Origin of the sequence: Micromonospora sp. WMMD714, from assembly GCF_029581315.1 — a bacterium.
GTDB lineage: Bacteria > Actinomycetota > Actinomycetes > Mycobacteriales > Micromonosporaceae > Micromonospora > Micromonospora rifamycinica.
In genome coordinates, this window is record NZ_CP120744.1 from 2,185,648 (window position 1) to 2,208,088 (window position 22,441).

20 protein-coding genes and 1 pseudogene are annotated in these 22,441 nt (G+C 73.7%); 14 read left to right on the forward strand and 7 right to left on the reverse strand.

The genetic code is table 11. The features are described 5' to 3' along the window. Positions 1–118 precede the first annotated feature (118 nt). Both O7625_RS09840 and O7625_RS09845 read left to right on the forward strand, forming a co-directional pair. On the forward strand, positions 119–637 hold the full coding sequence (locus tag O7625_RS09840) for a SigE family RNA polymerase sigma factor (RefSeq protein WP_282345522.1): 519 nt from the start codon (positions 119–121) through the stop codon (positions 635–637). Then, positions 637–1,134 carry a hypothetical protein gene (locus O7625_RS09845; protein WP_282345523.1) on the forward strand — a complete coding sequence of 166 codons (498 nt, stop codon included), beginning with the start codon at positions 637–639 and terminating at the stop codon, positions 1,132–1,134. The genes O7625_RS09840 and O7625_RS09845 overlap by 1 nt, the downstream gene beginning before the upstream one ends. 112 nt (positions 1,135–1,246) lie before the next feature. On the opposite strand, the gene O7625_RS09850 is transcribed toward O7625_RS09845, so the two are convergent. Continuing rightward, positions 1,247–1,597 carry a hypothetical protein gene (locus tag O7625_RS09850; RefSeq protein WP_067300309.1) on the reverse strand — a complete coding sequence of 117 codons (351 nt, stop codon included), beginning with the start codon at positions 1,595–1,597 and terminating at the stop codon, positions 1,247–1,249. A 241-nt stretch (positions 1,598–1,838) separates the two neighbouring features. On the opposite strand from O7625_RS09850, the gene O7625_RS09855 reads away from it, so the two are divergent. The 5 genes from O7625_RS09855 to O7625_RS09875 all read left to right on the forward strand — a co-directional run bounded on the left by O7625_RS09855 (position 1,839) and on the right by O7625_RS09875 (position 8,860). Further along, positions 1,839–3,854 (forward strand): hypothetical protein, encoded by a 2,016-nt coding sequence (locus O7625_RS09855; protein WP_282345524.1) that lies wholly within the window; start codon positions 1,839–1,841, stop codon positions 3,852–3,854. Continuing rightward, entirely contained in the window at positions 3,851–6,709 is a 2,859-nt protein-coding gene (locus O7625_RS09860) for an ATP-binding protein (RefSeq protein ID WP_282345525.1), read from the forward strand. The genes O7625_RS09855 and O7625_RS09860 overlap by 4 nt, the downstream gene beginning before the upstream one ends. A 795-nt stretch (positions 6,710–7,504) precedes the next feature. Then, complete coding sequence (locus O7625_RS09865; protein WP_282345526.1) at positions 7,505–7,966, forward strand: hypothetical protein; 462 nt, start codon at positions 7,505–7,507, stop codon at positions 7,964–7,966. A gap of 11 nt (positions 7,967–7,977) precedes the next feature. Further along, a complete protein-coding gene (locus O7625_RS09870) occupies positions 7,978–8,196 on the forward strand; it encodes a hypothetical protein (RefSeq protein WP_282345527.1) in 219 nt (72 codons plus the stop codon). 103 nt (positions 8,197–8,299) lie between these two features. After that, positions 8,300–8,860: a DUF6883 domain-containing protein gene (locus O7625_RS09875; RefSeq protein ID WP_282345528.1), complete on the forward strand. Its 561-nt coding sequence runs from the start codon at positions 8,300–8,302 to the stop codon at positions 8,858–8,860. Positions 8,861–9,029: 169 nt separating this feature from the next. Here O7625_RS09875 and O7625_RS09880 read toward each other — a convergent pair whose 3' ends face one another. Then, on the reverse strand, positions 9,030–9,593 hold the full coding sequence (locus O7625_RS09880) for an SRPBCC family protein (protein WP_282345529.1): 564 nt from the start codon (positions 9,591–9,593) through the stop codon (positions 9,030–9,032). 119 nt (positions 9,594–9,712) lie between these two features. On the opposite strand from O7625_RS09880, the gene O7625_RS09885 reads away from it, so the two are divergent. Together O7625_RS09885 and O7625_RS09890 are read left to right on the forward strand one after the other, a co-directional pair. Then, positions 9,713–10,357, forward strand: coding sequence for a TetR/AcrR family transcriptional regulator (locus O7625_RS09885; protein ID WP_282345530.1), 645 nt, complete (start codon positions 9,713–9,715; stop codon positions 10,355–10,357). Between the two features lie 52 nt (positions 10,358–10,409). Beyond that, positions 10,410–11,000 (forward strand): HAD family phosphatase, encoded by a 591-nt coding sequence (locus O7625_RS09890; protein ID WP_282345531.1) that lies wholly within the window; start codon positions 10,410–10,412, stop codon positions 10,998–11,000. 132 nt (positions 11,001–11,132) lie between these two features. Here O7625_RS09890 and O7625_RS09895 read toward each other — a convergent pair whose 3' ends face one another. The 3 genes from O7625_RS09895 to O7625_RS09905 all read right to left on the reverse strand — a co-directional run bounded on the left by O7625_RS09895 (position 11,133) and on the right by O7625_RS09905 (position 14,479). Continuing rightward, positions 11,133–13,388: a protein kinase gene (locus O7625_RS09895; protein ID WP_282345532.1), complete on the reverse strand. Its 2,256-nt coding sequence runs from the start codon at positions 13,386–13,388 to the stop codon at positions 11,133–11,135. Further along, positions 13,385–13,774, reverse strand: a complete 390-nt coding sequence (locus tag O7625_RS09900) for a hypothetical protein (protein WP_282345533.1) — start codon at positions 13,772–13,774, stop codon at positions 13,385–13,387. Before O7625_RS09900 ends, O7625_RS09895 begins: the two co-directional genes overlap by 4 nt. Before the next feature lie 84 nt (positions 13,775–13,858). After that, positions 13,859–14,479, reverse strand: coding sequence for a pyridoxamine 5'-phosphate oxidase family protein (locus O7625_RS09905; protein ID WP_282345534.1), 621 nt, complete (start codon positions 14,477–14,479; stop codon positions 13,859–13,861). 144 nt (positions 14,480–14,623) lie between these two features. Between O7625_RS09905 and O7625_RS09910 the strand changes: the two genes are divergently transcribed. From O7625_RS09910 to O7625_RS09920, 3 genes are read left to right on the forward strand one after another with little or no spacing between them, the layout of a single operon-like run. Next, positions 14,624–15,130, forward strand: a complete 507-nt coding sequence (locus O7625_RS09910) for a DUF2231 domain-containing protein (protein ID WP_282345535.1) — start codon at positions 14,624–14,626, stop codon at positions 15,128–15,130. Further along, on the forward strand, positions 15,127–15,654 hold the full coding sequence (locus O7625_RS09915) for an Hsp20/alpha crystallin family protein (protein WP_282345536.1): 528 nt from the start codon (positions 15,127–15,129) through the stop codon (positions 15,652–15,654). Before O7625_RS09910 ends, O7625_RS09915 begins: the two co-directional genes overlap by 4 nt. 6 nt (positions 15,655–15,660) lie before the next feature. Further along, positions 15,661–16,791 (forward strand): glycosyltransferase family 9 protein, encoded by a 1,131-nt coding sequence (locus O7625_RS09920; RefSeq protein WP_282345537.1) that lies wholly within the window; start codon positions 15,661–15,663, stop codon positions 16,789–16,791. A 163-nt stretch (positions 16,792–16,954) separates the two neighbouring features. On the opposite strand, the pseudogene O7625_RS09925 reads toward O7625_RS09920, so the two are convergent. Beyond that, a pseudogene (locus tag O7625_RS09925) lies at positions 16,955–17,812 on the reverse strand (glycosyltransferase family A protein); the annotation flags it as partial. Beyond that, a complete protein-coding gene (gene rfaE2, locus O7625_RS09930; RefSeq protein WP_282345538.1) occupies positions 17,809–19,704 on the reverse strand; it encodes a D-glycero-beta-D-manno-heptose 1-phosphate adenylyltransferase in 1,896 nt (631 codons plus the stop codon). The gene rfaE2 and the pseudogene O7625_RS09925, both read right to left, overlap by 4 nt. 160 nt (positions 19,705–19,864) lie before the next feature. Between rfaE2 and O7625_RS09935 the strand changes: the two genes are divergently transcribed. Further along, positions 19,865–20,413, forward strand: coding sequence for a type 1 glutamine amidotransferase domain-containing protein (locus tag O7625_RS09935; RefSeq protein ID WP_067300281.1), 549 nt, complete (start codon positions 19,865–19,867; stop codon positions 20,411–20,413). Between the two features lie 285 nt (positions 20,414–20,698). Further along, positions 20,699–22,375 (forward strand): MDR family MFS transporter, encoded by a 1,677-nt coding sequence (locus O7625_RS09940; protein WP_282345539.1) that lies wholly within the window; start codon positions 20,699–20,701, stop codon positions 22,373–22,375. Positions 22,376–22,441: the final 66 nt, after the last annotated feature.

Consider the following 22,441-nt stretch of genomic DNA (forward strand, 5'->3'; position numbering starts at 1 on the left):
GTGCCCTCGGCCGCGGGCTGTGGTGCACGCCGGCTACGGTGTGCACCACAGTCAGCCGGTCGTGTCCACGCCGCCGCGCCCTGACGGTCGGTGCGGCGCGAAGGGACACGAGCGGGGCATGGCGGACTCGATCGACGATCAGTTCCGGGAGTTCGTCCGGACCCGCTCGCCGGCGTTGCTCCGGACGGCCTTCCTGCTGACCGGCGACCGTCACCTCGCCGAGGACCTGGTGCAGGACGCGCTGGCCAAGACCCACCGGGGCCGGCGACGGCTGGCCGACCCGGGGCACTTCGAGGCGTACACCCGGACCGCGATGTACCACCAGCAGGTGAGCTGGTGGCGGCGTCGCAGGGTGGCCGAGTCCCTGCCCGGGGAGCTGGCCGACGTGGCGCAGCCCGGCAGCGACCACGCCCACCGGACCGATCTCAAGCTCGCCCTGCACCAGGCGCTCGCCCAGCTCACCCAGCGGCAGCGCGCGGTGCTGGTGATCCGCTTCTTCGAGGACCGCAGCGAGGCCGAGGCCGCGCAGCTGTTGCAGTGCTCGGTCGGCACGGTCAAGAGTCAGACCAGCAAGGCGCTGGCCCGCCTGCGGCAGCTGGCACCCGAGCTGCTGTCGACCGTGATGGAGGAGGCCTGATGACCGACAGCCTCGGACCGCTCCGTCAGGCGATGGCCGAGCTGAGCGAGCACGGCGGCAGCGCCGACCTGTACGAGGGGGCGCTGCACCGCTCGCGGCGCTCGCAACGGCGGGCGGCCGTCGCCACCGGCGTCGCGGCCGTGGCGGTGGTGTCCGCCCTCGGCGGTGTGGTCGCCCTCGCCGTCGGCCACCGGTCCGACCTGTCGGGGACACCAGCGGCCACCCCCGGCGGCGCCGGGCCGGGGAACCCGGACTGCCCGTCGATCGACACCCTCGGTGCCCTGGTCGAACTGCCGAGAGACTGGTCCTTCACGGCCACCGGGGTGCAGTGCGCGCAGACCTGGGCGGCAGCCGACGTCACGCGCCCGGCCGGCGGCAACGTCCGCTACCTGTTCCACTACGCGACCGACACGGGGTGGCGGTACTACGGACAGGGCGCCGAATGGGACTGTGCGGAGCTGGGCCTCACCCGGCCGGCACCGTTCTGCACCTCCTGACCGCCCGTCGGCCCGACGTGGGCCGACCATTCGGTGCGGGCTTTCCGGTCACCGACGGGGGGCAGGAAAAGAACGGCCTGCCACCGCGTACTTCCGGTGGGCGGTCAGGGTGCTATCGCGGCGATCTGTTTCCCGGTGGCCCACCGGCTCGTCCCTGTGGATTCGTACCGGTCCCGCCGCAGTCCGGGCAGATGCGGGCCGGGGTCCGCCGGTCCTCGAAGCCGTCCCCGGTGAAGGTGTGGGTCCGTTCCGGCTCACGGTTCAGCCAGCCGGTGCCCCGGCAGGGCAGGCAGCGCCGGGCGGGCAGGTGCAGCTCCGGCTCCGGCTCCCGCTCTCTCCGGGTCAGGGAACGGGTCGCCGACCATAGGCTGCTCACCGCGTTGACCACCAGCGCCAGCACGGCGAGCACCAGCAGTACGGCCAGCGCTACCAGGACCACGATCACGAGCTGACGCCGCTCCATGTGTCCCATCCTCCCACCGGGCGGCTGAAGCCATGCCGGGCACGATGGTCGGCCACCCGGCAGACACAGTGGAGGCCGCCGGGGCTGTCCGGTCGACTCTGGTCGACGTTCAGCCGGGGATCGTCGTTGGTCGCCGACAAAAACACGACGTTGCTATGTGTGCCCTTTTCAATTCGTTCGGTTGTTGGTTGACTGCTCGCCTGGCCAGTATTACCCGCCTCGGAAAGCAGAAGTCGTAACGATGACCGAAGTTGCTTCATATTCCGACCCGCTGCCGAAGCTCGCCACCCCCGGCGAACGTCTGGGTTGGATCTTCAACGATCGTCACCTCTACCTGCGTCGCTATCCGGAACCTCCACCGCAGCCCCGCCAGGTGTCGACCCACCTGCACGAGCGCCTGGCGCGGGCCCAGCAGTGGACGACCAGGGGGGTGCTCTGGTCGCTCGGCGTGGGCATCGGCCTGGCCGTGCTGTTCTTCTGCTGTGGCGGCCTCACGAGCATGAGCGGCGGCAGCAACGACGGCGGCAGCCTGGTCTTCACCCTCCTGGCCTTCCTCGCGTTCGTCGCCGGTGTCGGCGGTGCCGTGCTGGCCGGTCTGGCGCCCTCGATGGCCCGCAAGGCGATCGACAACGCCCGGCAGCAGGCCCAGCACGAGTACCACCAGGCCTACGCCGCGTGGGACGCCCGGCGGCAATGGCACGACCAGCAGGAGAAGGCGAAGGTCGACACCCTGTACGAGTGGTCCGCCGCCACCCCGGCGGCGAGCACCCGACGGGTCGACATCATCGGCGGCACGACGTACGGCTGGGAGGCGGTCCTGACCGTCTTCGGCGGATCGTTGCTCGCCACCCGCGGCCCGATGACCCTGGTCGACTTCACCGGCGAGGCGCTCTGCGGTGAACTCGTGCGGCTCGGCGTCTCGACCGACCGCTCCGTGCAGGAGTGCCGGCTGCCGTCCCAGCTCGCCCAGCTCGACCTGGTCGGCGGGCTGGCCCCGAACGAGCTGGTCGACTGCCTGGTCGAGGCGATGTACGGCGACGCGCAGGGCCCCAGCCGGGCCGAGCGGTCGCAGGACTCGATGCTGCTGCGCGAGGTCTGCGACGTGCTGGCCCCGAATCTCAGCATGGCCCGGCTGCTGGCCGCCCTGCGGGTGCTCACCGACCGGCCGGTGCAGGCCGCGCTCACGCCGGAGGAGAGCGAGCGCCTGCTCGACCTGCAACCGGACGACAGCCGCCGGCAGATGTACCAGCACCTGCGGCGGATCGAGGCCTTCCTGCACCCGCTGGAGGCGATGGGCGCCGAGGCGGGTGACCTCTCCAGCGCCGAGCTGACCTGCCTGGTCGCCGACAGCGACGGCCGTAACGCCCAGAGCGAGCTGCTCAAGGACCTGCTCGTGCAGTGGTTGGCGCGGCGGGTGCTGCGGGATGCCGCCCCGCTGGGCTCCCTGGTGATCATCGGGGCGGACGAGGTGCACCACCGGGCGATCGAGAAGCTCAGCACCCTGTGCGAGCGGCGGGGCATCCGGCTGGTGCTGTTCTTCGGCCACCTGCGGGAGGAGTCGCTGCACACCATCGGCGGCGGTGAGGTCGCGCTGATGCGGCTCGGCAACCACCAGGAGGCCGCCCAGGCCGCGGACTTCATCGGCAAGGGGCACCGCTTCGTGCTCAGCCAGCTCACCCGCACCCTGGGGGGCAACGACACGCACACGCTCGCCGACACGTACGGCGAGTCGGAGTCGCAGGGCGGCAGCTCCGGCACCAGCCGCAGCTTCATGACGGTCAGTAGCCAGCGCGGCAGCAACTGGAACAAGACCCGGAACTGGAGCCAGACCGAGTCGCTCGCCCAGGGGACGAACTGGAGCGACGCACAGGCGGCCCAGCGGGTGTACGAGTACACCGTCGAGCCGCGGGTGCTCCAGGATCTGCCCGAGTACGCGATGCTCCTGGTCAAGGCCGAGGGCCGGGGTTCGGTCGTGCAGGCCGTCGAGGTCGACCCGGCGATCGTCACCCTCCCCCGGGTGTCGATGACGCCGGTCGATCTGCAGCCGTTGCCGGACCCCACCGAGGCGGTCGTCCCGGCCAGCCGGCAGCCCAGCCAGGTCACCGTGTCGCAGCCGCAACCGCTGGCGGCCGCGGAGACCACCCCGCAGCAGGTCGCCGGGTCGGTGCTGCCGGGTTGGGGGGCCGCGCCCACCCACCAGCCCCAGCCGGAGTACCGGCAGCAGCCGTACCAGGGACCGTGGGGTGGGCCCCGGTGACCGGTGCCGGTCCGCTGCTCGCGCGGCTCGCGGTCAGCCGGGTCGTCGAGCTGCCGCGCCGGCCACCGTCCGCCCGCGACGACGCGGGAACGGACGTCTCCCGGCGGCAACGGCTGGCCGGCATCGTCTCGGCCTACCACGCCGGCACGGCTCTGCTGCTCGGCTGGCACCGGGCCGCCGCCGCCGAGCCGGTCGAGGTGTTCGCGGCCGGCGGGATCAGCGGTGGGCCGGACCCGCGCGGGCTGACCCCGCTGTCCCTGCCATCGGGTGCGCTCGGCCGCCCGTACACCGGCCCGGATCTGCTCGGGAGGCTCCGCGCGGTGCCGTGCTGGACCCGGGTGGCCGGGCTGAGTGACGGTCTCCTGACTGACGACCCGACGCTGCGCGACGAGGACGTCCGGCCCACGCTGGACGAGTGCCTGCTGCACGTCTGGCATCCCGGGTTCACCTGGTTCGTGCTGGCCGCACCGGTCCCGCCGGCCGAGGTCGGCACCGTCGCCCGGCAGGTCGCGCTGGAGGAGCGGCAGGCGCAGTCCAAGGCGCAGTCGCCGGAGCAGGCGATCGCCGCGGCCCGGCTGCAACGCCGGCACCGGGAGCTGCAACAGGGCCGGTCCACCGGCATGTGGCGGGTCCACCTGCTGGCCGGCGGCGACTCGCCGGCAGCGGCCGGCGCGGTGGCCGGGCTGCTCTGCGCCTCCGCTGACCTGGGCCGCCAGCCGTACGCGCTGGCACCCACCGGGGTCACCGGCGACCTGGACAAAATCCTCGCCCTGGACGACGTGCCCGACTCCCCGGTGCTGGCCGGCTCCCCGCTGCTCGCCTCGCTGGCGGTGGCACCGGTCGAGGAGGTGCCCGGCCTGCGGTTCGCGATGCGCCCCGAGTTCGACGTCACCCCGGAGACCGCCGGTCAGGGCGCGGGCGCGGTGTCCGTCGGTGCGGTCCTGGACCGTACCGGAACACCGGTCGGTGCCCTGGAACTCCCGCGCGGCAGCCTGAACCGGCACGTCTTCGTCTGCGGGGCGACCGGCGCCGGCAAGTCGCAGACCGTGCGGCACCTGCTGGAGGGTGCCACCGCCCACGGGTTGCCGTGGCTGGTGGTGGAGCCGGCCAAGGCGGAGTACCGGCAGATGGCCGACCGGATCGGCGGGCCGCGGGTGATCGTCGTCCGTCCCGGCGACACCGAGACACCCCCGGCCGGCTTCAACCCGTTGCGCCCGGCCGAGGGCTTCCCGTTGCAGACCCACCTGGATCTGACCCGGGCGCTGTTCCTCGCCGCGTTCGCGGCCGACGAGCCGTTCCCGCAGGTCCTCAGCGCCGCGTTGACCCGCTGCTACGAGGAGCTGGGCTGGGATCTGGCGCTCGGCGAGGCCCGGGTGCCCGGTCACCATCCGCGCTATCCGACGCTGGGCGACCTGCAACGCACGGCGGAGGTCGTGGTCGACCAGATCGGGTACGGCAAGGAGATCACCGACAACGTCCGGGGCTTCATCAGGGTCCGGCTCTCCAGCCTGCGCCTCGGCACCACCGGCCGGTTCTTCGAGGGCGGCCATCCGCTGGACCTCGCCGGCCTGATGCGGCACAACGTGGTCTTCGAGATCGAGGACGTCGGCGACGACCGGGACAAGGCGTTCCTCATGGGTGGCCTGCTGATCCAGCTCACCGAACACCTGCGGGTGCTGCACCGCCGGGATCCGTCGCTGGCCGGGCAGGGGTTGCGCCATCTCAGCGTGTTCGAGGAGGCGCACCGGTTGCTGCGGCGCACCGAGCAGCCGGGACCGGCGGCGCACGCGGTGGAGCTGTTCGCGGCGCTGCTGGCCGAGATCCGGGCGTACGGCGAAGGGCTGGTCATCGCCGAGCAGATCCCCGGCAAGCTGGTGCCGGACGTCGTGAAGAACACCGCCATCAAGATCATGCACCGGCTGCCGGCCGCCGACGACCGCGAGGCGGTCGGCGCCACCGTCAACCTCACCGACCGCCAGTCCCAGTTCCTGGTCACTCTCCCGCCGGGCACCGCGGCCGTGTTCGCCGACGGGATGGACCAACCCGTCCTGGTACGCATGCCCGACGGCACCTCCCGGGAACGGGGTGGCCGGACGCCGACCGCCCCGGTCACCGCGGTCATCGGCCGCCGGAGCGGGACGTGCGGGGCGTCCTGCCTGGGCGCGGCGTGCACGCTGCGCGACATGCGGACGGCACAGCACCACCTGGAGGACGAGCCCTGGCTGGTGGTGTGGGCCGAACTCGGGGTGCTCGGCCACCTGACCGGCTGGCCCACGCCGGCCCTGCGGGCACCCCGGATCCGGCAGCTCCTCGACCTGCCACCCCGGCTGCGGGAGTGCGCGATGTCGCACGCGGTGGACGAGGCGGTGGCGGCGCGCTCGCCGGTGCTGTCGACGCGGGCGGACCCGGCGTCGGTCGCCCGGCACGTGCTCGACGCGATGGTCGGCTACCTGGACGGGGTGTTCGTCTGCGCGGACGAGGAGTTGGCGTTCCTGGCCCGCCCCTACCGGTGGTCCCGCCTCGCCGACATCCTGCACGCGGCGTCGACGGCGGACCCGTCGGCCCCACGCCATCCCCTGTCCACCTCGTGGGCCGCGGTCTACGGCCGGGAGATCCCCGGCGAGACGGTCGGCGCGCAGGCGGCGACGGTACGCCGGTGGCTCGACGACGACATCGCGGATCCGGCGGTACGGCGGACCGTGGCGCTGGGGACGCGGACGCCCGGGACGTTGGAACGGGCGGTGGGCGGGGTGTTCGAGGCGGAGGCCTGGGCCGAGCGGATCACATCGGTGCTGGCCGAGAACTTCGTCAGGTGCCACTGGCCCGAGCGCTACCTGGTGGCGTCCCATGCCTGAGACGCGGCCCGGGGAGCCCGGGACGGGGCGCGGGGAGCTGGTGCGCTGATGGTGGAGAGCGTCCAGGAGACGAGGCCGCCGGAGCCGCCGGCGAAGCCACGGGAGGTGCCGAAGCCGACCGTACAGCCGGAGCGCGTGGAGGCCCGGGATCCGGGTCGACCGACCGAGTCGCAGCTCTCGGCCCAGCAGGACACCCGCGACGCCGCCCGGTCCGAGCACGCGGCGGCGACGGACGGGCGCGAGCCGGACGGGCCACGGTCCACACCGGAGGAGCCGGCGCAGCGGCCCCGCGACACCGACGCCGGGCAGCGCCCGGACGAGCCGCAGGACGGGCGCGGGCCGGACGAGCCGCAGGGTGGACAGGGCCCGGATGAACCGCAGGGTGTGCAGCGTCCGGCGGAGCCGCAGGACGGGCGCGGGCCGGCTGGGCTACAGGGTGGCGAGCGCCCGGATGAACCGCAGGGGGTGCGGGAATCGCCGAAGGCCACCCCCGCGGAGCGGGATGCGGATACCCCCGCCGGGGAGCAGTCCGGAGAACATGCCGTCGTCCGGGAGGCTGCCGCCGCCGAGCGGGCCGAGGCCGTGGGGGACACGGATGGACCCGACGCCGACGGACCACGGTCCGACCCGGAGCCCGACCGGTTGGAACCCGACCGTTCCGATCCGGAGCCTGACCGATCGGAACCCGACCCGGTACCTGACCGGCCGGAGCCGGCCCGGCCCGGCGCGGAGCCAGACCGACCCGATCCGGAGCCTGACCGGCCGGAGGCCGACGAGGGGCGGGCGCGACCGCCGGTGGAGGCCGCTGATCTCACCAGGGTCGGTGACAGCTCGGGGCCGTGGTACGACGCCGGCACCAACCACCGGGAGGGTGGCGCGGTCCAGCAGGAGACCGGCGGATCGTGCGTGTCGGCGTCCGGGGAGATGCTCACCGACGGGCGGATCACCCAGTCGGAGCTGCGGACGAAGCTCGGCGACTGGTCCAACCTGACCGCGCTGCGTAACGAGCTGAACAACCGCGACGGCGACGGCACCTGGACCGGTCACTACTTCGCGGACGGCGACGACACCCTGCGCCGGGCGTCGGAGGGTCCGATGGCGGCGCAGGTGCAGGCGCCGCGCGGTCGCGCGCACATGGTCCTGTTGGAACCGGGCGAGAACGGATCGTTCACCGTACGCGATCCCTTCGATGGCAGCTCGTACGATGTCGACGGTGCCTGGGTCGAGAAATACGTAGCGGGAGGGGTGTTCCGGTGAGTCCATCGCGGATGAGGCAACTGACCGCCGTCGCGGACGACACCTACGAGGTCGTGTTCGACGGCACCGTGGAGCCGTCGACGGTGCTCTGCACGGTGGACATGTCCGGCGCGGTGCCCGGTGTGAGTGTGCAGCCGGACCCGTTCATGTCCGGTGACTACGGCGATCCACGGCCGATCATGGCGGCTGTCGTCGCAATGCACCGCGCCCGCCACCTACCCGAGAGCTAGCCGTACCGTCGCGCCGGAACCTCGGCGGCGGGGTCTGGCCGCCGCCGGGGCACCCCGCACGGGGAGCGTCCGTGCGGGATGATGGGTTCCCTGCCGGGTGTGGATGGGGGCGGTTGCCGTGGTCGAGGACGCTCGTGAGATCGGCTCCCCTGCGGCGGAGCGCCCCCGCCCGACCCGTGAGGTGCCCGCCCCGACGGCCGGTGCGGGTGGTCCGGGGCCGCAGGTCGACGAGCACGCGGCCATGCGCCAGCTCGTCGCCCGCCAGTACGCCGACGCACTCGGCAAGCGGTACGAACCGCCGCGTGAAGAGGCGGACGCCGACGAGAAGCCCCGGTTCGAGAACGTGGAGATCGACAAGCGCAAGATCTCCGAGTACGTGATGAACGCCGGGCATCCGGACGGGCGGCACACGTTCCGGGTGATCAACTCGGCCACCGGGTTGACGGCCGGGGACGCCGACCAGATCGAGGCGCAGATCAGGGCCGGCGTCAGGAACGGCACACCGGTCGCCGGCAAGAGCGACGAGCACGGTCAGCGCTGGAGCGTCGACGTGCCGGTGACCGGGCCGGCCGGCACCATGGCGGTGCGGACCGGATGGATCGTCGAGCCCGGCAGCGACCAACCACGCCTGACCATCGTTTCGATCCTGCCGACGGGTAGGTGAGGAGCCGCCGTGAAGCTGTTCGACGTGGTGCGGCTCAACGGTGATCTTCCTGAGGAAGGGCTGCCCGCGGGGGCCGAGGGCACGATCATCGAGGTGTACGAGAAGCCCGAGCCCGCGTACGACGTGGAGTTCACCGACGGCGCCACGGCCGCCGTCCGGCCGGAGCTGCTCAGTCCCCGCTGGTCGGCGCGTCCCCGCCGGGGTCGGTCGCGGCCTTCTCGGCGGCGGTTTTGAGGTCGGTGAGCCACGCCTCCAGCCCGTATCCGAGGTAGGCGGTGGAGGTCGCGGCGTCGGCCTCCACCTGGTCGCCGGTCCAGGTCTCCTCGGTGCGGACCAGCACCCCGTCGGCGACCTCGGTGAAGGTCCAGACGTGCACGCCGTTGTCGATGCGCAGTCCGTCGCCGATCGCCGGACCGGCCCACCGGATGCACCGGTACGGCGTCAGGTGCGTGACGGTCGAGGTGATGACCAGCGTGGTGGCCGGGGTGATGGGGGTTTCCGGGACCGGGGTGGTCCAGCGGAAGGCCGACCCGGCGCGCAGTTCGCCGGCGTCGAGGCGCTCGATGCCGGTGACCGGTGCCTGCCAGGAGGGCCAGCGCTCGACGTCGGTCTGGAGGTGCCAGACGGTGTGCAGCGGCGCGTGGATCAGCGTCTCGGAGCGGTAGCGGATGCGGGCGGCCGGGTCGACCCCCTGCCCGTCGCAGCTGATCACCGGGTGCGTGGTCGATGACATGGCGTATCTCCTTCGTCCTGGCTATCTGGTGTCGCTCTGGTTAGAGGCTATAACTGTCATCGCGCTGCCGTCAATAGCGATCGTGATAGCCTGTAACAACAGTGACGGTGGAGGGGTGGATGGGCACCGAGACGACCGGTCCACGGGAGCGGTACCGCGCCCAGGTACGGGCGGAGATCAAGCAACGGGCGTGGGAGCAACTCGCCACGAACGGGGTGGCGGCGCTGTCCCTCAAGGCGATCGCCGAGCAGCTCGGCATGAGCGGCCCGGCCCTCTACCGCTACTTCGCCAGCCGGGACGAGCTGATCACCACGCTGATCCGCGACGCCTACCGCAGCCTCGCCGACGCGCTGCGGGCCGCCGCCGACGCCGGAGCGGACATCGCCGGGCTGGCCCGCGCCGTGCGGGCCTGGGCACTCGACGAGCCCCAGCGCTACCTGCTGATCTACGGCACACCCGTGCCCGGCTACCACGCCCCCGAGGACACCACCGCCATCTCCGGCGAGATCATGGCGACGGTGCTCGACGGGTACCGCCGGCGCGACGTCCCGCCGTCGGGGCTACGGTTCGAGACCCACCTCGACGCGCACCGCGGCTGGGCCGCCGACCCGACGCTGCCGGCCGCGACACTCCGTCAGGCCCTGGCCTTCTGGACCCGGGTACACGGCGTCCTGTCGCTGGAGCTCGCCGGCCACTTCGCCGGGATGGGCTTCGACCCCGGCCTGCTGTTCGACGACGAGATCGACGACCTCCTGCGGCGCTGACACCCCACCTCGCCCACGCCGGGACGCCCACCGGCCTGGCTATCCTGGGCCGGTGCTGCTGCCCCTGCCGCCCGGTGACTTCCGGGCCTACCTCTTCGACTGCGACGGCACCATCGTCGACTCCATGCCGGTGCACCACCTGGCCTGGCGGACGGCGCTCGACGAGTGGGGCTGCGACCTGCCCGAGGAGCTCTTCTACGCCTGGGGTGGCCGCCCGGTGGCCGACATCGTCGTCGACCTCAACGCGCGGCACGGGCTGAGCATGCCGGTCGAGCTGGTGGCCCGCCGTCGGGAGGACGCCTACCAGAGCTTCCTGCCGCAGCTCACCGCCGTGCCGGGGGTGCTGGCGCACATCGAGCAGGCGTACCGACGGGTGCCGTTCGCGGTGGTCTCCGGCAGCACCCGCGAGTCGGTGACCGCCTCGCTCACCGCACTCGGCCTGCTCGACCGGTTCGACACGCTGGTGTGCGCGGAGGACTACGCGCGGGCCAAGCCGGACCCGGAGTGCTATCTGCTGGCGGCCCGGCTGCTCGACGTACCACCGGAGCAGTGCCTGGTCTTCGAGGACACCGACCTGGGGGTCGCGGCGGCGACGGCGGCGGGCATGGCCTCGGTCCGCGTCCCGCCGCCCTGGCAACGCTGACCTACGCGCCGGCGGCGTTGCGCCACCGCCCCACGACGTCGGACCGGCCGCAGGTGACGTCGATCCCGGCCCGGCGACGCTGAGCCACCGCCGACCGGTCAGCTCCCGACCGGTCGGTCAGCTCCCGCCCGGTCAGCGCTCGCCGGCTGAGATGGTCCGGCGCAGCAGCTCGCCGATCCGGCGGGCCTCGGCGTCGGTGGGACCGGCGAGGGGGAAGACCCGGCGCAGCGTGGGCATCCGTTTGCTCTGCTCGGCCCGGCTGCGGGGGTGCAGTACGATCAGCTCCGGGTCGACCGTGGTCATCCGGCCGACCCGTTCCCAGGCCAGCAGCCAGCGCCCGTGGAACCGGCGGTGCTGGTGGCTGGCCGGCACGATCAGCTTCAGGGCGACGGAGAGCGCGCCCTCCGGCTGTTGGCCGTTCGGCGCGTCCACCCGCAGCCGGAGCAGGGTCAACCCGGTCCGGCTCTCCGCCTCGAACTGGTACGGCCACTCGCCGGAGGCCCGCCGGGGAACGACCCGGCTGGTCACGTACCTCAGTCGGGCGTGCTCCAGCACCTGGTGCATGAACGCCCCGTCGTTGCGCCGGACCTCGGTGGACCCGGGGGTGTCGGCGAGCGCGGCGAGCAGCGCCTGGCGTACCTCGGTGACGGTGGGTCGCCGGCTGGCCTTGGGCTGGGTGGCGTCGGCGTAGAGGCCGGTGACCGCCGCGACGAGGGCCGGGTCGAGTTCCTGGCCGGCGATGGCCCTGCGGAGCCGGCGCAGGTTGCCGGTGGCGTCGTCCCGGCGCGGGTCGGCACTGGTGAAGACGTGGTAGAGCAGTTGGCCGAGGCCGTAGACGTCGGCCGAGGTGGCCTTGCGCAACTGCGGGTCGTCGTTGTCGGCCAGCTCCGGCGCGGTGTAGCCGCTCTCGTCGATGATCAGCCTCGTCGACCGGGTCGCCTTGGGGAAGTACGCCAGGTCGAAGTCGGTCAGCACCGGCTCGGGGCCGTGCGGCGTCGGCCGGAGCAGCACGTTCGAGGGCTTGATGTCCCGGTGGGTGGTCTCCCGCTCGTGCGCGTGTTCCAGGGCGGACGCCACGTCGGCGAGCAGCCGTAGCCGGTCGCGCGCGTCGTCGACCCAGTAGTTGGTCAGGTCACCCCCGGTGACCAGCTCCATCACGATCGCCGGCGGCACCTCCAGGTACTGCTGGACGGCCACGATGTTGCGGTGCTTCAGCCGGGCCATCGCCCGGAACCCCCGGGCGAACCGGGCCAGCCGCTCGGACTCGTCGAGCCGGTCCGAGTGGTACGCCTTCCAGGCCAGGTCCGGCCCGCGTGACCCGGGGCTGATCAGCTCCCACACCACGCCGAACCCGCCCCGGCCCAGCTCCCGGCCGATGGTGCCGCGGGCGGTACGGATGCCGGGGCGCACCGCGGCGAGGTCGGTGAACCGGGACCGGACCATCAGCCGGGCGCGCTGGAAGCGTTCGTCGCGGAGCAGGTCCGGTTGGGAGGCCTCCTGCCGGCGGAACCAGTCGGTGGTCTGGACGAGGGTGCCCTGCATCCGCTGCCAGCCGGTGCGGTCCCACTCGGCCGACGACGGGCTGATCAGCTCCCACGCCTCGTCGGCCCAGCGTTGCGCCTCGGCCACGATCTCCTCCCGGGCGGCCCCCTCGACCGGCGGGATGACCGTGGGCGGCTGGCCACCGTCGACGATGACGAACGGCCCGAGATGGTCGGTGGACATCAGCGGGGTGGGCAGGTGCCGGGCCGCCAGGTCGGCGCAGACGGCGTCGAACAGGCTGTTCGCCGTGGTCTGGCCACGGGTGTCCCGGGCGGCGAGCCCGGCCACCACGGCCCGGGTGAACGGGCTGCCGGACCGGCCGACGTCGGCGGCCTCGGCGAGCGGGTCACAGGCGGCGATGACGGCCCGGCGCTGCACCACGTCGCCGAACATCTGCACCGCCGCCCGGGCGTCCATCCCGGTGGCCCGGCGGTCGAGAGGTACGGGGTGGCAGCAGTCGAGCAGGATGAGCCACCGCTCGTCCCGGTCGTAGCGGGGCTGGCGGATGATGTCGGGGAAGTTCTGGATCGGCAGCCCCTCGTTGCCGGGTTCCCCGTCGACGGTGGCGAGCACGTTGATCCGGTCGTCGGCGGTGCGGCCGTGCCCACTGAAGTAGAAGATCTTGAACGGGGCCGGATGGTCGCGGAGCTGCCGGATGGCGAGCTGCAACCGGGCCAGCGTGACCTGCTCGTCGACCAGCGGGGTGATGCTGGCCGCCGGGTCGATGGCGGTGACGGCGGCCGTCATCAGCCCCACGTCGACGACCGGGTTGAGCAGTGGCTCGTCCGGGTAGGCGGCGATCCCGACCAGCAGCGCGGCCGTCGTCGCGGCTGCCGGGGCGGTCAACGCAGCTTGTCGAGATCGGCGAGGACGTCGTCGACCGTGCCGTCCAGCCGGTGTTCCCGGCTGCCGCCGTCGTCGGTGGGCAGGATGACGGTGATCCGGGCCTTCGCCGAGGGGGCGGCCGGCTCGGCGAACCGCTTCCTGACCAGGTCCACCAGCACGTCGACGAGAATGCCGGTGACGACCGTGCTGGTGCTGACCAGGACCGGCAGCACCAGTGCGGTCGTCGGGTCCTTGCTGCGGCCCAGGTCGTCGACCGTGTACGGCGGCACCTCGACGGTCAGCCCGGCGGCCTCCAACGCCCCGACCACCGCGGGGGTGGAGTCGGGCAGCACCTGCGCCTGCTCCGCCACCCCCGGAATACCCCACCGGATGTCGACCTGTGCCACGACCGTCCCCTCTCGACGGTTCCACCGTAGGGGGGTGCGGCGACCCCGACCACGGTGATCACCGTCGGAAAGTCGACTGGGTGGTCAGCCCCGGTACAGCTTCTCCGCGTACCCGGGGCCGTAGTAGCGCTCCAGGTCGGCCAGGCTCTCCGGCGGGGCCTCCACCTCCTTGATCAGCTGGGCTCGGGAGGGCAGCACGTCGGGCCGCCAGGTCTCCGGTCGCCACAGTTCGGCGCGGAGGAACGCCTTCGCGCAGTGGTAGAAGACCTGCTCGACGGCGACCTCGACGGCCAGCACCGGCCGGTGCCCCTGGACCACCATCTTGTCGAAGTAGGGCGCGTCACGGACCAGCTTCGCCCGTCCGTTGATCCGCAGGGTGTCCGTCCGGCCGGGGATCAGGAAGATCAGCCCGACGTGCGGGTTGTCGAGGATGTTGCGGTAACCGTCGGCCCGCCGGTTGCCCGGCCGTTCCGGAACGGCGATCGTCCGGTCGTCCAGCACCACCGTGAAACCGGCCGGGTCGCCCTTGGGGGAGACGTCGCAGCTACCGTCCGCGCCGGCCGTGGCGACCAGGCAGAACGGCGAGGCGGCCAACCACTGCCGGTCCCGCTCGTGCAGCGTGGCACGCTCCTTGACCGCCGCCCGGGGCATCGGCGCCCCCAGCAGCGCCCGCAACTCCTCGTGTGAGGTGATCTCCGCCGTCACGTCCGCCTCCCCCGTCCGTTGATCTCGGTGGCGGGCGGTGCACACCGGCCGCCGCCCGTCAGCCTAGGCGGGCGTGGCGAGCGGACCGGCCCCGGCAGCGGTTCCGGCTCACCCCGCCCCCGGACGAAGCCGTGGAGGGCCGCCATGGAGAGCCGACTGAAGGTGCTCGGGCACCCGGTGCACCCGATGCTGGTGATGTTCCCGGTGGCGCTGCTGGTGACCGGCACCCTCTTCGACGTCGTCGACACCGTCGGCGGGCCCGACTTCCTCGCCGAGGTGGCGTACTGGAACATCACCGTCGGGCTGGTCGGCGGCCTGCTGGCCGCGGCGGCCGGCACGGTCGACCTGCTGGCCATCCCGTCCGGCACCCGGGCCAAGCGGGTGGCGCTCACCCACGCGGCGGCGAACGTCGCGGTGATCCTGCTCTTCGCTGCCGTCTGGGCGGTCCGGATGAACGCCGGCTCCCGGGCGGCCGGCGGCGCGCTGATCGCCATCGAGGTGGTCGGCCTGGCCATCCTGGGCGTCAGCGCCTGGCTCGGCGGGGAGCTGGTCGACCGGCTGGGCGTCGGGGTCGACCGGGACGCCGGCCTGGACGCCGCCAGCTCACTGCGGCCCGCCGCGGCCGGCCGACCGATGGGAGAGGTGCGATGACCGAGCAGCCGGACCGGGGCCGACGCCGCCGGGATCCCGGCGGCGAACTCCAGTCGCTGCGCGCCGAGCTGGGCCGGCTGGCCAGCGGCCGGGGCGCCGCGCCGGAGGTGGAGCTGACCGAGGTGGCCGACGGCTGGGAGGCGGTGGTCCGGCTGCCCGGGGTGGCGCCGGAGGAGGTCGCCGTCGAGCTGGACGGGCGCGAACTCTGCGTCCGGGCGCGGTCGGAGGCCGAGGTCAACGCCGACCAGGGCATTCCCGGTGGCGTCGAGACCCGGGGCTTCGACTACCGGGTGGACCTGCCGTCCCGGGTGGACCCGGACACCATCGACGCGGTGATGGACCACGGCCTGCTCCGGATCCACCTGCCCCGGGCGGCCCGGCCCGCGCCGCGCACCATCACCGTCGGCCGCACCGACCCGCCGCCCGGCCCGACCCGCAGCGGTACGCCCACCGGCGTGGACCCGGCCGCCGACCGGGAGCTGCACCGGCCGGGTACCACCGTCGACCCGCTCGACCGGCCGTAGGCCACGGTGGGCATCCCGACCCTGGGCGGCCCGGTGGGCGAGCGGGTGCCCGACGTGGCCCGGATCGCGGTGCTGCGGGCCAACGCGCTCGGCGACCTGGTCTTCCTGCTGCCCGCCCTGGACTCGCTGCGGGCGGCGTACCCCTCGGCGGAGATCGTGCTGTTCGGGGCGCCCTGGCACGCGGCGTTGTGGCGCGACCGGCCCGGCCCCGTCGACCGGGTGCTGGTCGTCCCGCCGGCCCCCGGCATCCGTGACCCCGGCCCCGACGAGCCGCCGGGGTCGCTGGACGACTTCCTCGCCGACGCGGCCCGGGAGGGCTACGACCTGGCGTTGCAGGTGCACGGCGGCGGGGCGAACTCGAACCCGGTGATGAGCCGGCTGGGGGCCAGGGTCACCGCCGGACTGCGCGCCGAGGACGCCCCGCCCCTGGACCGCTGGCTGCGGTACGTCTACTACCAGCCCGAGGTGATCCGCTACCTGGAGGTGGTGGCACTGGTCGGGGCGGACGCGGTGACCGTGGTGCCGACACTCGCGGTGACCGACGCGGACCGGGCCGAGGCGCGTGCGGTGCTGGGCGAGCCGGACCGGCCCCGGGTGGCGCTGCATCCCGGGGCCACCGACACCCGGCGGCGCTGGCCGGCGCGGCGGTTCGCCGAGGTGGCCCGGGTGCTGCACGACGACGGGTACGAGGTGCTGGTCACCGGCACCCCCGCCGAGCGGGCGGTGGTGGACGAGGTGGTGGCGGCGGCCGGAGTGCCGGTCCGCCCGCAGGTCGGCACGCTCAGCCTCGGCGGGCTGGCCGCCGCGTACGCCGGCTGTGGGCTGGTGGTCTCCAACGACACCGGCCCGCTGCACCTGGCCGGCGCGGTGGGTACCCCGACGGTGGGCGTCTACTGGGTCGGCAACATGATCAACGGGGCGACGCCGCTGCGCGCCCGGCACCGCCCGATCGCCGCCTGGACGACGCGCTGCCCGGTCTGCGGGGTCGACTGCACGCCGGGGATCTACCCGCACCGGCCGGGCGACGGCACCTGCCCGCACCGGGACTCGTTCGTCGCCGACGTGCCGGTGGCGGAGGTGCTGGAGGCCGCCGCCGACCTGCTCCACCCCGAACCGGGTGCGGCGACCGCCTCCTGACCACCCACTTCCGACCGGGCCGGCTGGGGCGCGACGTCGGGCCGGGTCAGGCCGGTTGTGCGGTGTCGGCGTGGGTCGGCCGGGTGGTGCCGGTCGTGGCCGGGCGTGCGGTGGTCGGTTGTGCGGTGTCCGCGTGGGGCGGCCGTGTGTGGGTCGGGGGTGTGGCCTCGGCGGCGACGACCTCCCAGGCCTCGACGGCCCGGTCGGTGACCGTGGTCGGTGACTCCAGGTGGTACGCGCCGCTGGGCAGCACGCCCGCGCCGCCGTACCGGGCCAGCACCGCGAGCTGGGCGGCGACGTCCTCGCCCTGGTGGTTCTCCGGAACCTGCCGCCAGAACTCGAAGCCGCCCGAGTCGACCAGCGCGGCCCGGTCGTAGAGCACGCAGCCGCCGATCCAGGAGACCTTGTACGCCCGCCAGGCCCCCGGCGGCAGGTCCACCTGCTGCTGGATGTGCAGCAGGTTCGCGGCCGGGTGGATCTCCGACCGCCGCCACTGGGGCGTACCGGGTCGGACCAGTTCCGGGACGACCGGCCCGGTCCACTCCTCGTAGTGCCGGTGGGTGTCCGGGCGGACGTCGTCGGCGTACGACAGGCCGTGCACCGCGTTGCCGACGAACCCGCAGCCCAGCTCCCCGATCGCGGTGACCAGCCGGTGCACGGTGCCCGGTTCCAGCCAGACGTCGTCGTCGAGGCAGAGCACGTACCGGGCCGCCGACCGGTCCAGCAGGTACGCCCGGTGCTCGGCGAGCCCGCGCCGGGGCAGCCGGCGGGTGAGCAGCACCGGGTGCCCCCGGTGGCGCAACGCCCGGACCATGGTGGCCGCCGCCGGATGCGCGTACGCCGGCTCGTCGTCGGACTGGTCGCTGACCACCACCCCGAAACCGGGCACCCCGCCCTGGGCGGCCAGCCCGGCCAGGGTGACCGCCAGTTCGGCGGGCCGGTTGCGGGTGGGGATCAGCACGTCGAGCGGCCGGGGTCGGCGGAACTCCCCGGTCGTGCCGAGGTCGAGCGGTCGGTTCACGTGGTCCCGCCGATCCGCTCCGCGGTCGTGGCCGGGGCGGCCGGCATGCTCGCCGGGCCGGGTGGCGTCGCCGGGCCGGGTGCGGTCGGGGAGCCCGCTGGCGTCGCCGGGCCGGGTGTGGCCGGCGGGTCGAGGGTGGCCTGGGCGCGGATCCGGTCGATGATCGCCGAGGTGGACCGGTCCGGCACGTAACCGAGGGTACGCACCTGACCGCCGAGCCGGCGGACCAGCGGCGCCTCCGGGACCATCTCCGGCGGGTAGTCGCCGCCCTTGACGTACACGTCGGGTCGGACCGCCTCGATCAGCCCGGCCGGCGAGTCCTCCTCGAAGACCACCACGTGGTCCACGCAGGAGAGCGCGGCGAGCAGGGTGACCCGGTCCTCGACCGGGTTGACCGGCCGGTCGGCACCCTTGAGCCGGCGGACGCTGGAGTCGGAGTTGACCGCGACCACCAGCAGGTCGCCGAGGGCCCGGGCCTGTTCCAGGTAGCGCACGTGACCGGGGTGCAGCACGTCGAAGCAGCCGTTGGTGAACACCACGGACCGGCCGGCCCGGCGGTGGTCGGCGACGATCGCGTCCAGCTCGCCGGTGCCGACCAGGGGCGGGTGCGCGGCGCCGTCGGGTGCGCCGCCGAGCGCGTCGAGCAGGTCCTCCCGGCGGCACACGCAGGTGCCGGTGTCGGAGACGGTGATGGTGGCGGCGAGCTGGGCGAGCTGGGCGGCGGTGGGTAGCGACGCCTCGGCGGCCAGCGCCAGGGTCATCGCCGCCAGGTAGGCGTCCCCCGCGCCGACGGCGTGGCTGGCCGGCACCGGGGTGCTGTGGCTGCGCCGGGGTGCCCCGTCCGCGCCGCCGACGATGGCGCCCTCGGTGTCCAGGGTCACCGCCACCACGTCCGCGCCGGTGTGCTCCCGCAGCTCGGCCAGCCGCGCCTGGGCCAGCACGGCCCGGTCGACGCCCGCGCCGACGGTGGCATTGACGGTCACCCCGGCCCCGGTCACGCTCAGCCCGTCCCCGGTCAGCGCGACCCGGCCCTCGGCGGGGGTGGGTTCGCCGGTCGGGCCGGTCGGTGCCCGGCCTACCCCGCCCGGGGCGGTGCCGACGACCAGCTCCGACGGCCCGTCCGCCGGATCGTTCGGCGGGTGGTCCAGGTGCAGGTCGGTGCCGCCGCCGGTACGGGTCGGGGCGGGCGGTGCGCCGAAGCCGGCCGCCGCCCGCGCCAGCAGCCGGGTCGCCTCGGCGAAGCTGGGCGTGACCACCGTCGGGTTCAGCCCCCGCCAGTCGGCGAGGTCGTGGGCGTCCAGGGCGACGGTGGCGTACCGGTGCCGGTGGGCGACCAGCCAGCCGCGTACCGCGGCGGGCAACGCGCCCAGGCCGTAGTCGCAGACGACCAGGGTGGGCGCGGCCCCGCCGGCCACCGCCCGCAGCTCCTCGGTGGCGCAGCTCAGCGCGGTGAGCAGCCGGGAGACCCCGTCGTCGTCGAGCGGTTCGTCGGGGTCGCCGGAGTCCTCCCGGAGCAGGATCTGGTTGCCGGCCAGCATCCGGCGCTTCACCGGGGTCGGCCGGTGCGGCTCGCTGACGGTACGGTCCCAGACGCCGGCCCGGTCCAGGCAGTCGTGCAGTTCGTCGCCGGCCACGTCCGCGCCGACCGGGGCGACCAACAGCGCCCGCCCGCCGAGGGCGGCGACGTTGACGGCGGTGTTCGCGGCCCCGCCGGCGGCGGTGATCCGTCGACGCAGGGTGAGGATCGGCGCGGGTGCCTCCCGACAGAGCCGCTCCGAGTCGGCGAAGCGCCACTCGTCGAGCATGGCGTCGCCGACGACGAGGACGGCCCGGTCCCGCCAGCTCTCCACGACCGTGGCGAGCCTGCGCTGTTCCGCTGCTGCTCCTGCCATGCCCGCCGGGATCCCCCGGCCTGGCCTGGTCAAACCCGGTCCATCGGCGGGTCGGGGCCGGTGCCGGGGGTGGCCGTTGTGGGGACCTGGCGAGCACCGTCACGTTTCGGTTCACCGGCCCCGGGAACCGACCAGAGGTATCCGGAGAGGAGAAAACGACATGGCTACCACCACACTGCAGGGCAAGCGGATCGCGTTCCTCGCCACCGACGGGGTGGAGGAGGTCGAGTACGTCAAGCCGCGCGAGGCGGTCGAGAACGCCGGGGCGACCGCCGAACTGGTGTCGCTCGAGTCCGGCACCATCCAGGCGTTCAACCACCTGGACCAGGCCAAGACGTACGACGTGGACGTGACGGCGGCCGACGCGGACGCCGACGGCTACGACGCGCTGGTGCTCCCCGGCGGGGTGGCCAACCCGGACTTCCTGCGCACCGACCCGGACGCGGTCCGGTTCGTCCAGGCGTTCTTCGCGGCCGGCAAGCCGGTCGGGGTGATCTGCCACGGGCCGTGGACGCTGATCGAGGCGGGCGTGGTGTCGGGCCGGCGGATCACGAGCTGGCCGAGTCTGCGTACCGACCTCACCAACGCCGGCGCGACCTGGGTGGACGAGCAGGTGGTGACCGACGGCGGCCTGGTCAGCAGCCGCAACCCCGACGACCTTCCGGCCTTCTGCGCCGCGATCGTCGACCGGTTCGCCACCGCCGGCTGACCCGGCGGCGTCGAGCGGTTCGCTGTCACCGGCTGACCCGGCGGCGTCGAGCGGTTCGCTGTCACCGGCTGACCCGGCGGCGTCGACCGGTTCGCTGTTGCCGGCTGATCCGGCGGGTGTCGGCACGATCCACGACGGGTGGCCGTCGCCGGGGGAACGGGTCGCCCGTTTCCCCGGCGACGACCGGGTTGTCGGCGGCGGGGCCGACCGGCCCGACCATCACGATCGGGGCGGTTTTCCCGGTGCGGGCAGGAATGTTCGCGGAGAAGCGGGAAAGAAGGCGGGATGACCGCCCAGACCAACGGCCGCCCGGTGCTCCGGGCCCGCCAGCTCCGCCTGTTGATGTTCGGCCTGATGACCGGCATGCTGCTGGCCGCGCTGGACCAGACCATCGTCGGTACGGCACTGCCCACCATCGTCGGCGAGTTGGGCGGGATCGACCACTACTCGTGGGTGGTCACCGCCTACCTGCTCGCCTCGACCGCCTCGACCCCGCTGTACGGCAAGATGGCCGACCTGTACGGCCGGCGGCCGGTCTTCCTCTTCTCGATCGGCACGTTCCTGCTCGGCTCGCTGCTGGCCGGGTTGTCGCAGGACATGACCCAGCTCATCGTCACCCGGGGGGTGCAGGGCATCGGCGCGGGTGGCCTGATGACGCTGGCGTTCACCATCATCTCGGACGTGGTCTCGCCCCGGGAGCGGGGCCGCTACCAGGGGCTTTTCGGGGCGGTGTTCGGGGTCTCCTCGGTGGCCGGGCCGCTGGTCGGCGGCTACTTCGCCGAGACCAACTGGCGGTGGATCTTCTACCTGAACGTGCCGTTGGCGATCCTGGCGATCGTGGTCTGCTACCACGTGCTGCGGTTGATCCCGTTCGAGCGGCGGGAGCACACCGTCGACTGGCTGGGGGCGGGGCTGCTGGTCGCCGGGGTGAGCGCGCTGTTGCTGGCGCTGAGCTGGGGCGGCAACTCCTACTCCTGGGGCTCCGCGACGATCATCGGGCTGTTCGTGGCCGGCGCGGTGCTCGGGGCGGCGTTCGTGTGGCAGGAGGCCCGGGTCGCCGAGCCGATCCTGCCGTTGGGGCTGTTCCGTTCCGCGACGTTCGCGCTGGCCAACTCGGCCGGCTTCGTGCTCGGTCTGGTGATGTTCGGGTCGATCATCTTCATCCCGCTCTACCTCCAGATCGTCAAGGGCGCGTCGCCCACCCGCAGCGGCCTGCTGATGCTGCCGATGATGGCCGGCATCATCGTCACCTCGATCGTGACCGGCCGGGCGATGAGCCGGATCGGCCGGTACAAGTGGTTCCCGGTGGCCGGTTCGGGGGTGCTGGTCGTCGGCATGCTGCTGTTCACCCGGCTCCAGGTGGACAGCTCGCTCTGGGCGGCGTTCGGCTACATGGTGGTGATCGGCGTCGGGCTGGGCCTGTGCATGCAGTCGCTGATCCTCGGCGTGCAGAACGCCGTGGACGTCCGGAACCTCGGCGCGGCGACCTCCGCCGCGACGTTCTTCCGGTCGCTGGGCGGCTCGTTCGGGGTGGCCATCCTGGGCGCGGTGCTCTCCACCCGGCTCGCCAGCGGGCTCGCCGACCGGCTGCCGGGCGCGATCGCCCAGCTCCCCGCCGAACAGCGGGCGGCGGTGGCGGCCAGCGGCGGCACGGACATCTCGATCAACGATCCGGCGACGATCCTCGCCCTGCCCGGCCCGGTGCGGGCGGCCATCCAGGCGTCCTTCGTCGAGTCGCTGCACCTGGTCTTCCTGACCACCGGCCTGATCGCCCTGGTCGCCGTGCTGGTCACCCTGGCCCTGCCGAACGACCAGCTCCGGGGTGCCGGCCCGCAGGGCGCCACCGGCGGCGCCGACCCGCTCGGCGGCACGGCTCCCGCCCCCGGCGGCAAACCCCTGACCAGGGAGTCCAAGGAGGAAGCCGCCGCCGACCTCAACGCCAAATCCCAAACCATGCTCTAACCCCACCCGCCCCGCCCCGCCCCACCCGCCCCGCCCCACCCGCCCCGCCGCCCGCCCTCCACCGCC

What these genes read in the sequence shown, in the direction of transcription:
- O7625_RS09840 (WP_282345522.1), top strand. Translation starts at nt 119, where the DNA reads ATGGCGGACTCGATCGACGATCAGTTCCGGGAGTTCGTCCGGACCCGC.
- O7625_RS09845 (WP_282345523.1), top strand. Translation starts at nt 637, where the DNA reads ATGACCGACAGCCTCGGACCGCTCCGTCAGGCGATGGCCGAGCTGAGC.
- O7625_RS09850 (WP_067300309.1), bottom strand. Translation starts at nt 1,597, where the DNA reads ATGGAGCGGCGTCAGCTCGTGATCGTGGTCCTGGTAGCGCTGGCCGTA.
- O7625_RS09855 (WP_282345524.1), top strand. Translation starts at nt 1,839, where the DNA reads ATGACCGAAGTTGCTTCATATTCCGACCCGCTGCCGAAGCTCGCCACC.
- O7625_RS09870 (WP_282345527.1), top strand. Translation starts at nt 7,978, where the DNA reads ATGAGGCAACTGACCGCCGTCGCGGACGACACCTACGAGGTCGTGTTC.
- O7625_RS09875 (WP_282345528.1), top strand. Translation starts at nt 8,300, where the DNA reads ATGGGGGCGGTTGCCGTGGTCGAGGACGCTCGTGAGATCGGCTCCCCT.
- O7625_RS09880 (WP_282345529.1), bottom strand. Translation starts at nt 9,593, where the DNA reads ATGTCATCGACCACGCACCCGGTGATCAGCTGCGACGGGCAGGGGGTC.
- O7625_RS09885 (WP_282345530.1), top strand. Translation starts at nt 9,713, where the DNA reads ATGGGCACCGAGACGACCGGTCCACGGGAGCGGTACCGCGCCCAGGTA.
- O7625_RS09910 (WP_282345535.1), top strand. Translation starts at nt 14,624, where the DNA reads ATGGAGAGCCGACTGAAGGTGCTCGGGCACCCGGTGCACCCGATGCTG.
- O7625_RS09915 (WP_282345536.1), top strand. Translation starts at nt 15,127, where the DNA reads ATGACCGAGCAGCCGGACCGGGGCCGACGCCGCCGGGATCCCGGCGGC.
- rfaE2 (WP_282345538.1), bottom strand. Translation starts at nt 19,704, where the DNA reads ATGGCAGGAGCAGCAGCGGAACAGCGCAGGCTCGCCACGGTCGTGGAG.
- O7625_RS09935 (WP_067300281.1), top strand. Translation starts at nt 19,865, where the DNA reads ATGGCTACCACCACACTGCAGGGCAAGCGGATCGCGTTCCTCGCCACC.
- O7625_RS09940 (WP_282345539.1), top strand. Translation starts at nt 20,699, where the DNA reads ATGACCGCCCAGACCAACGGCCGCCCGGTGCTCCGGGCCCGCCAGCTC.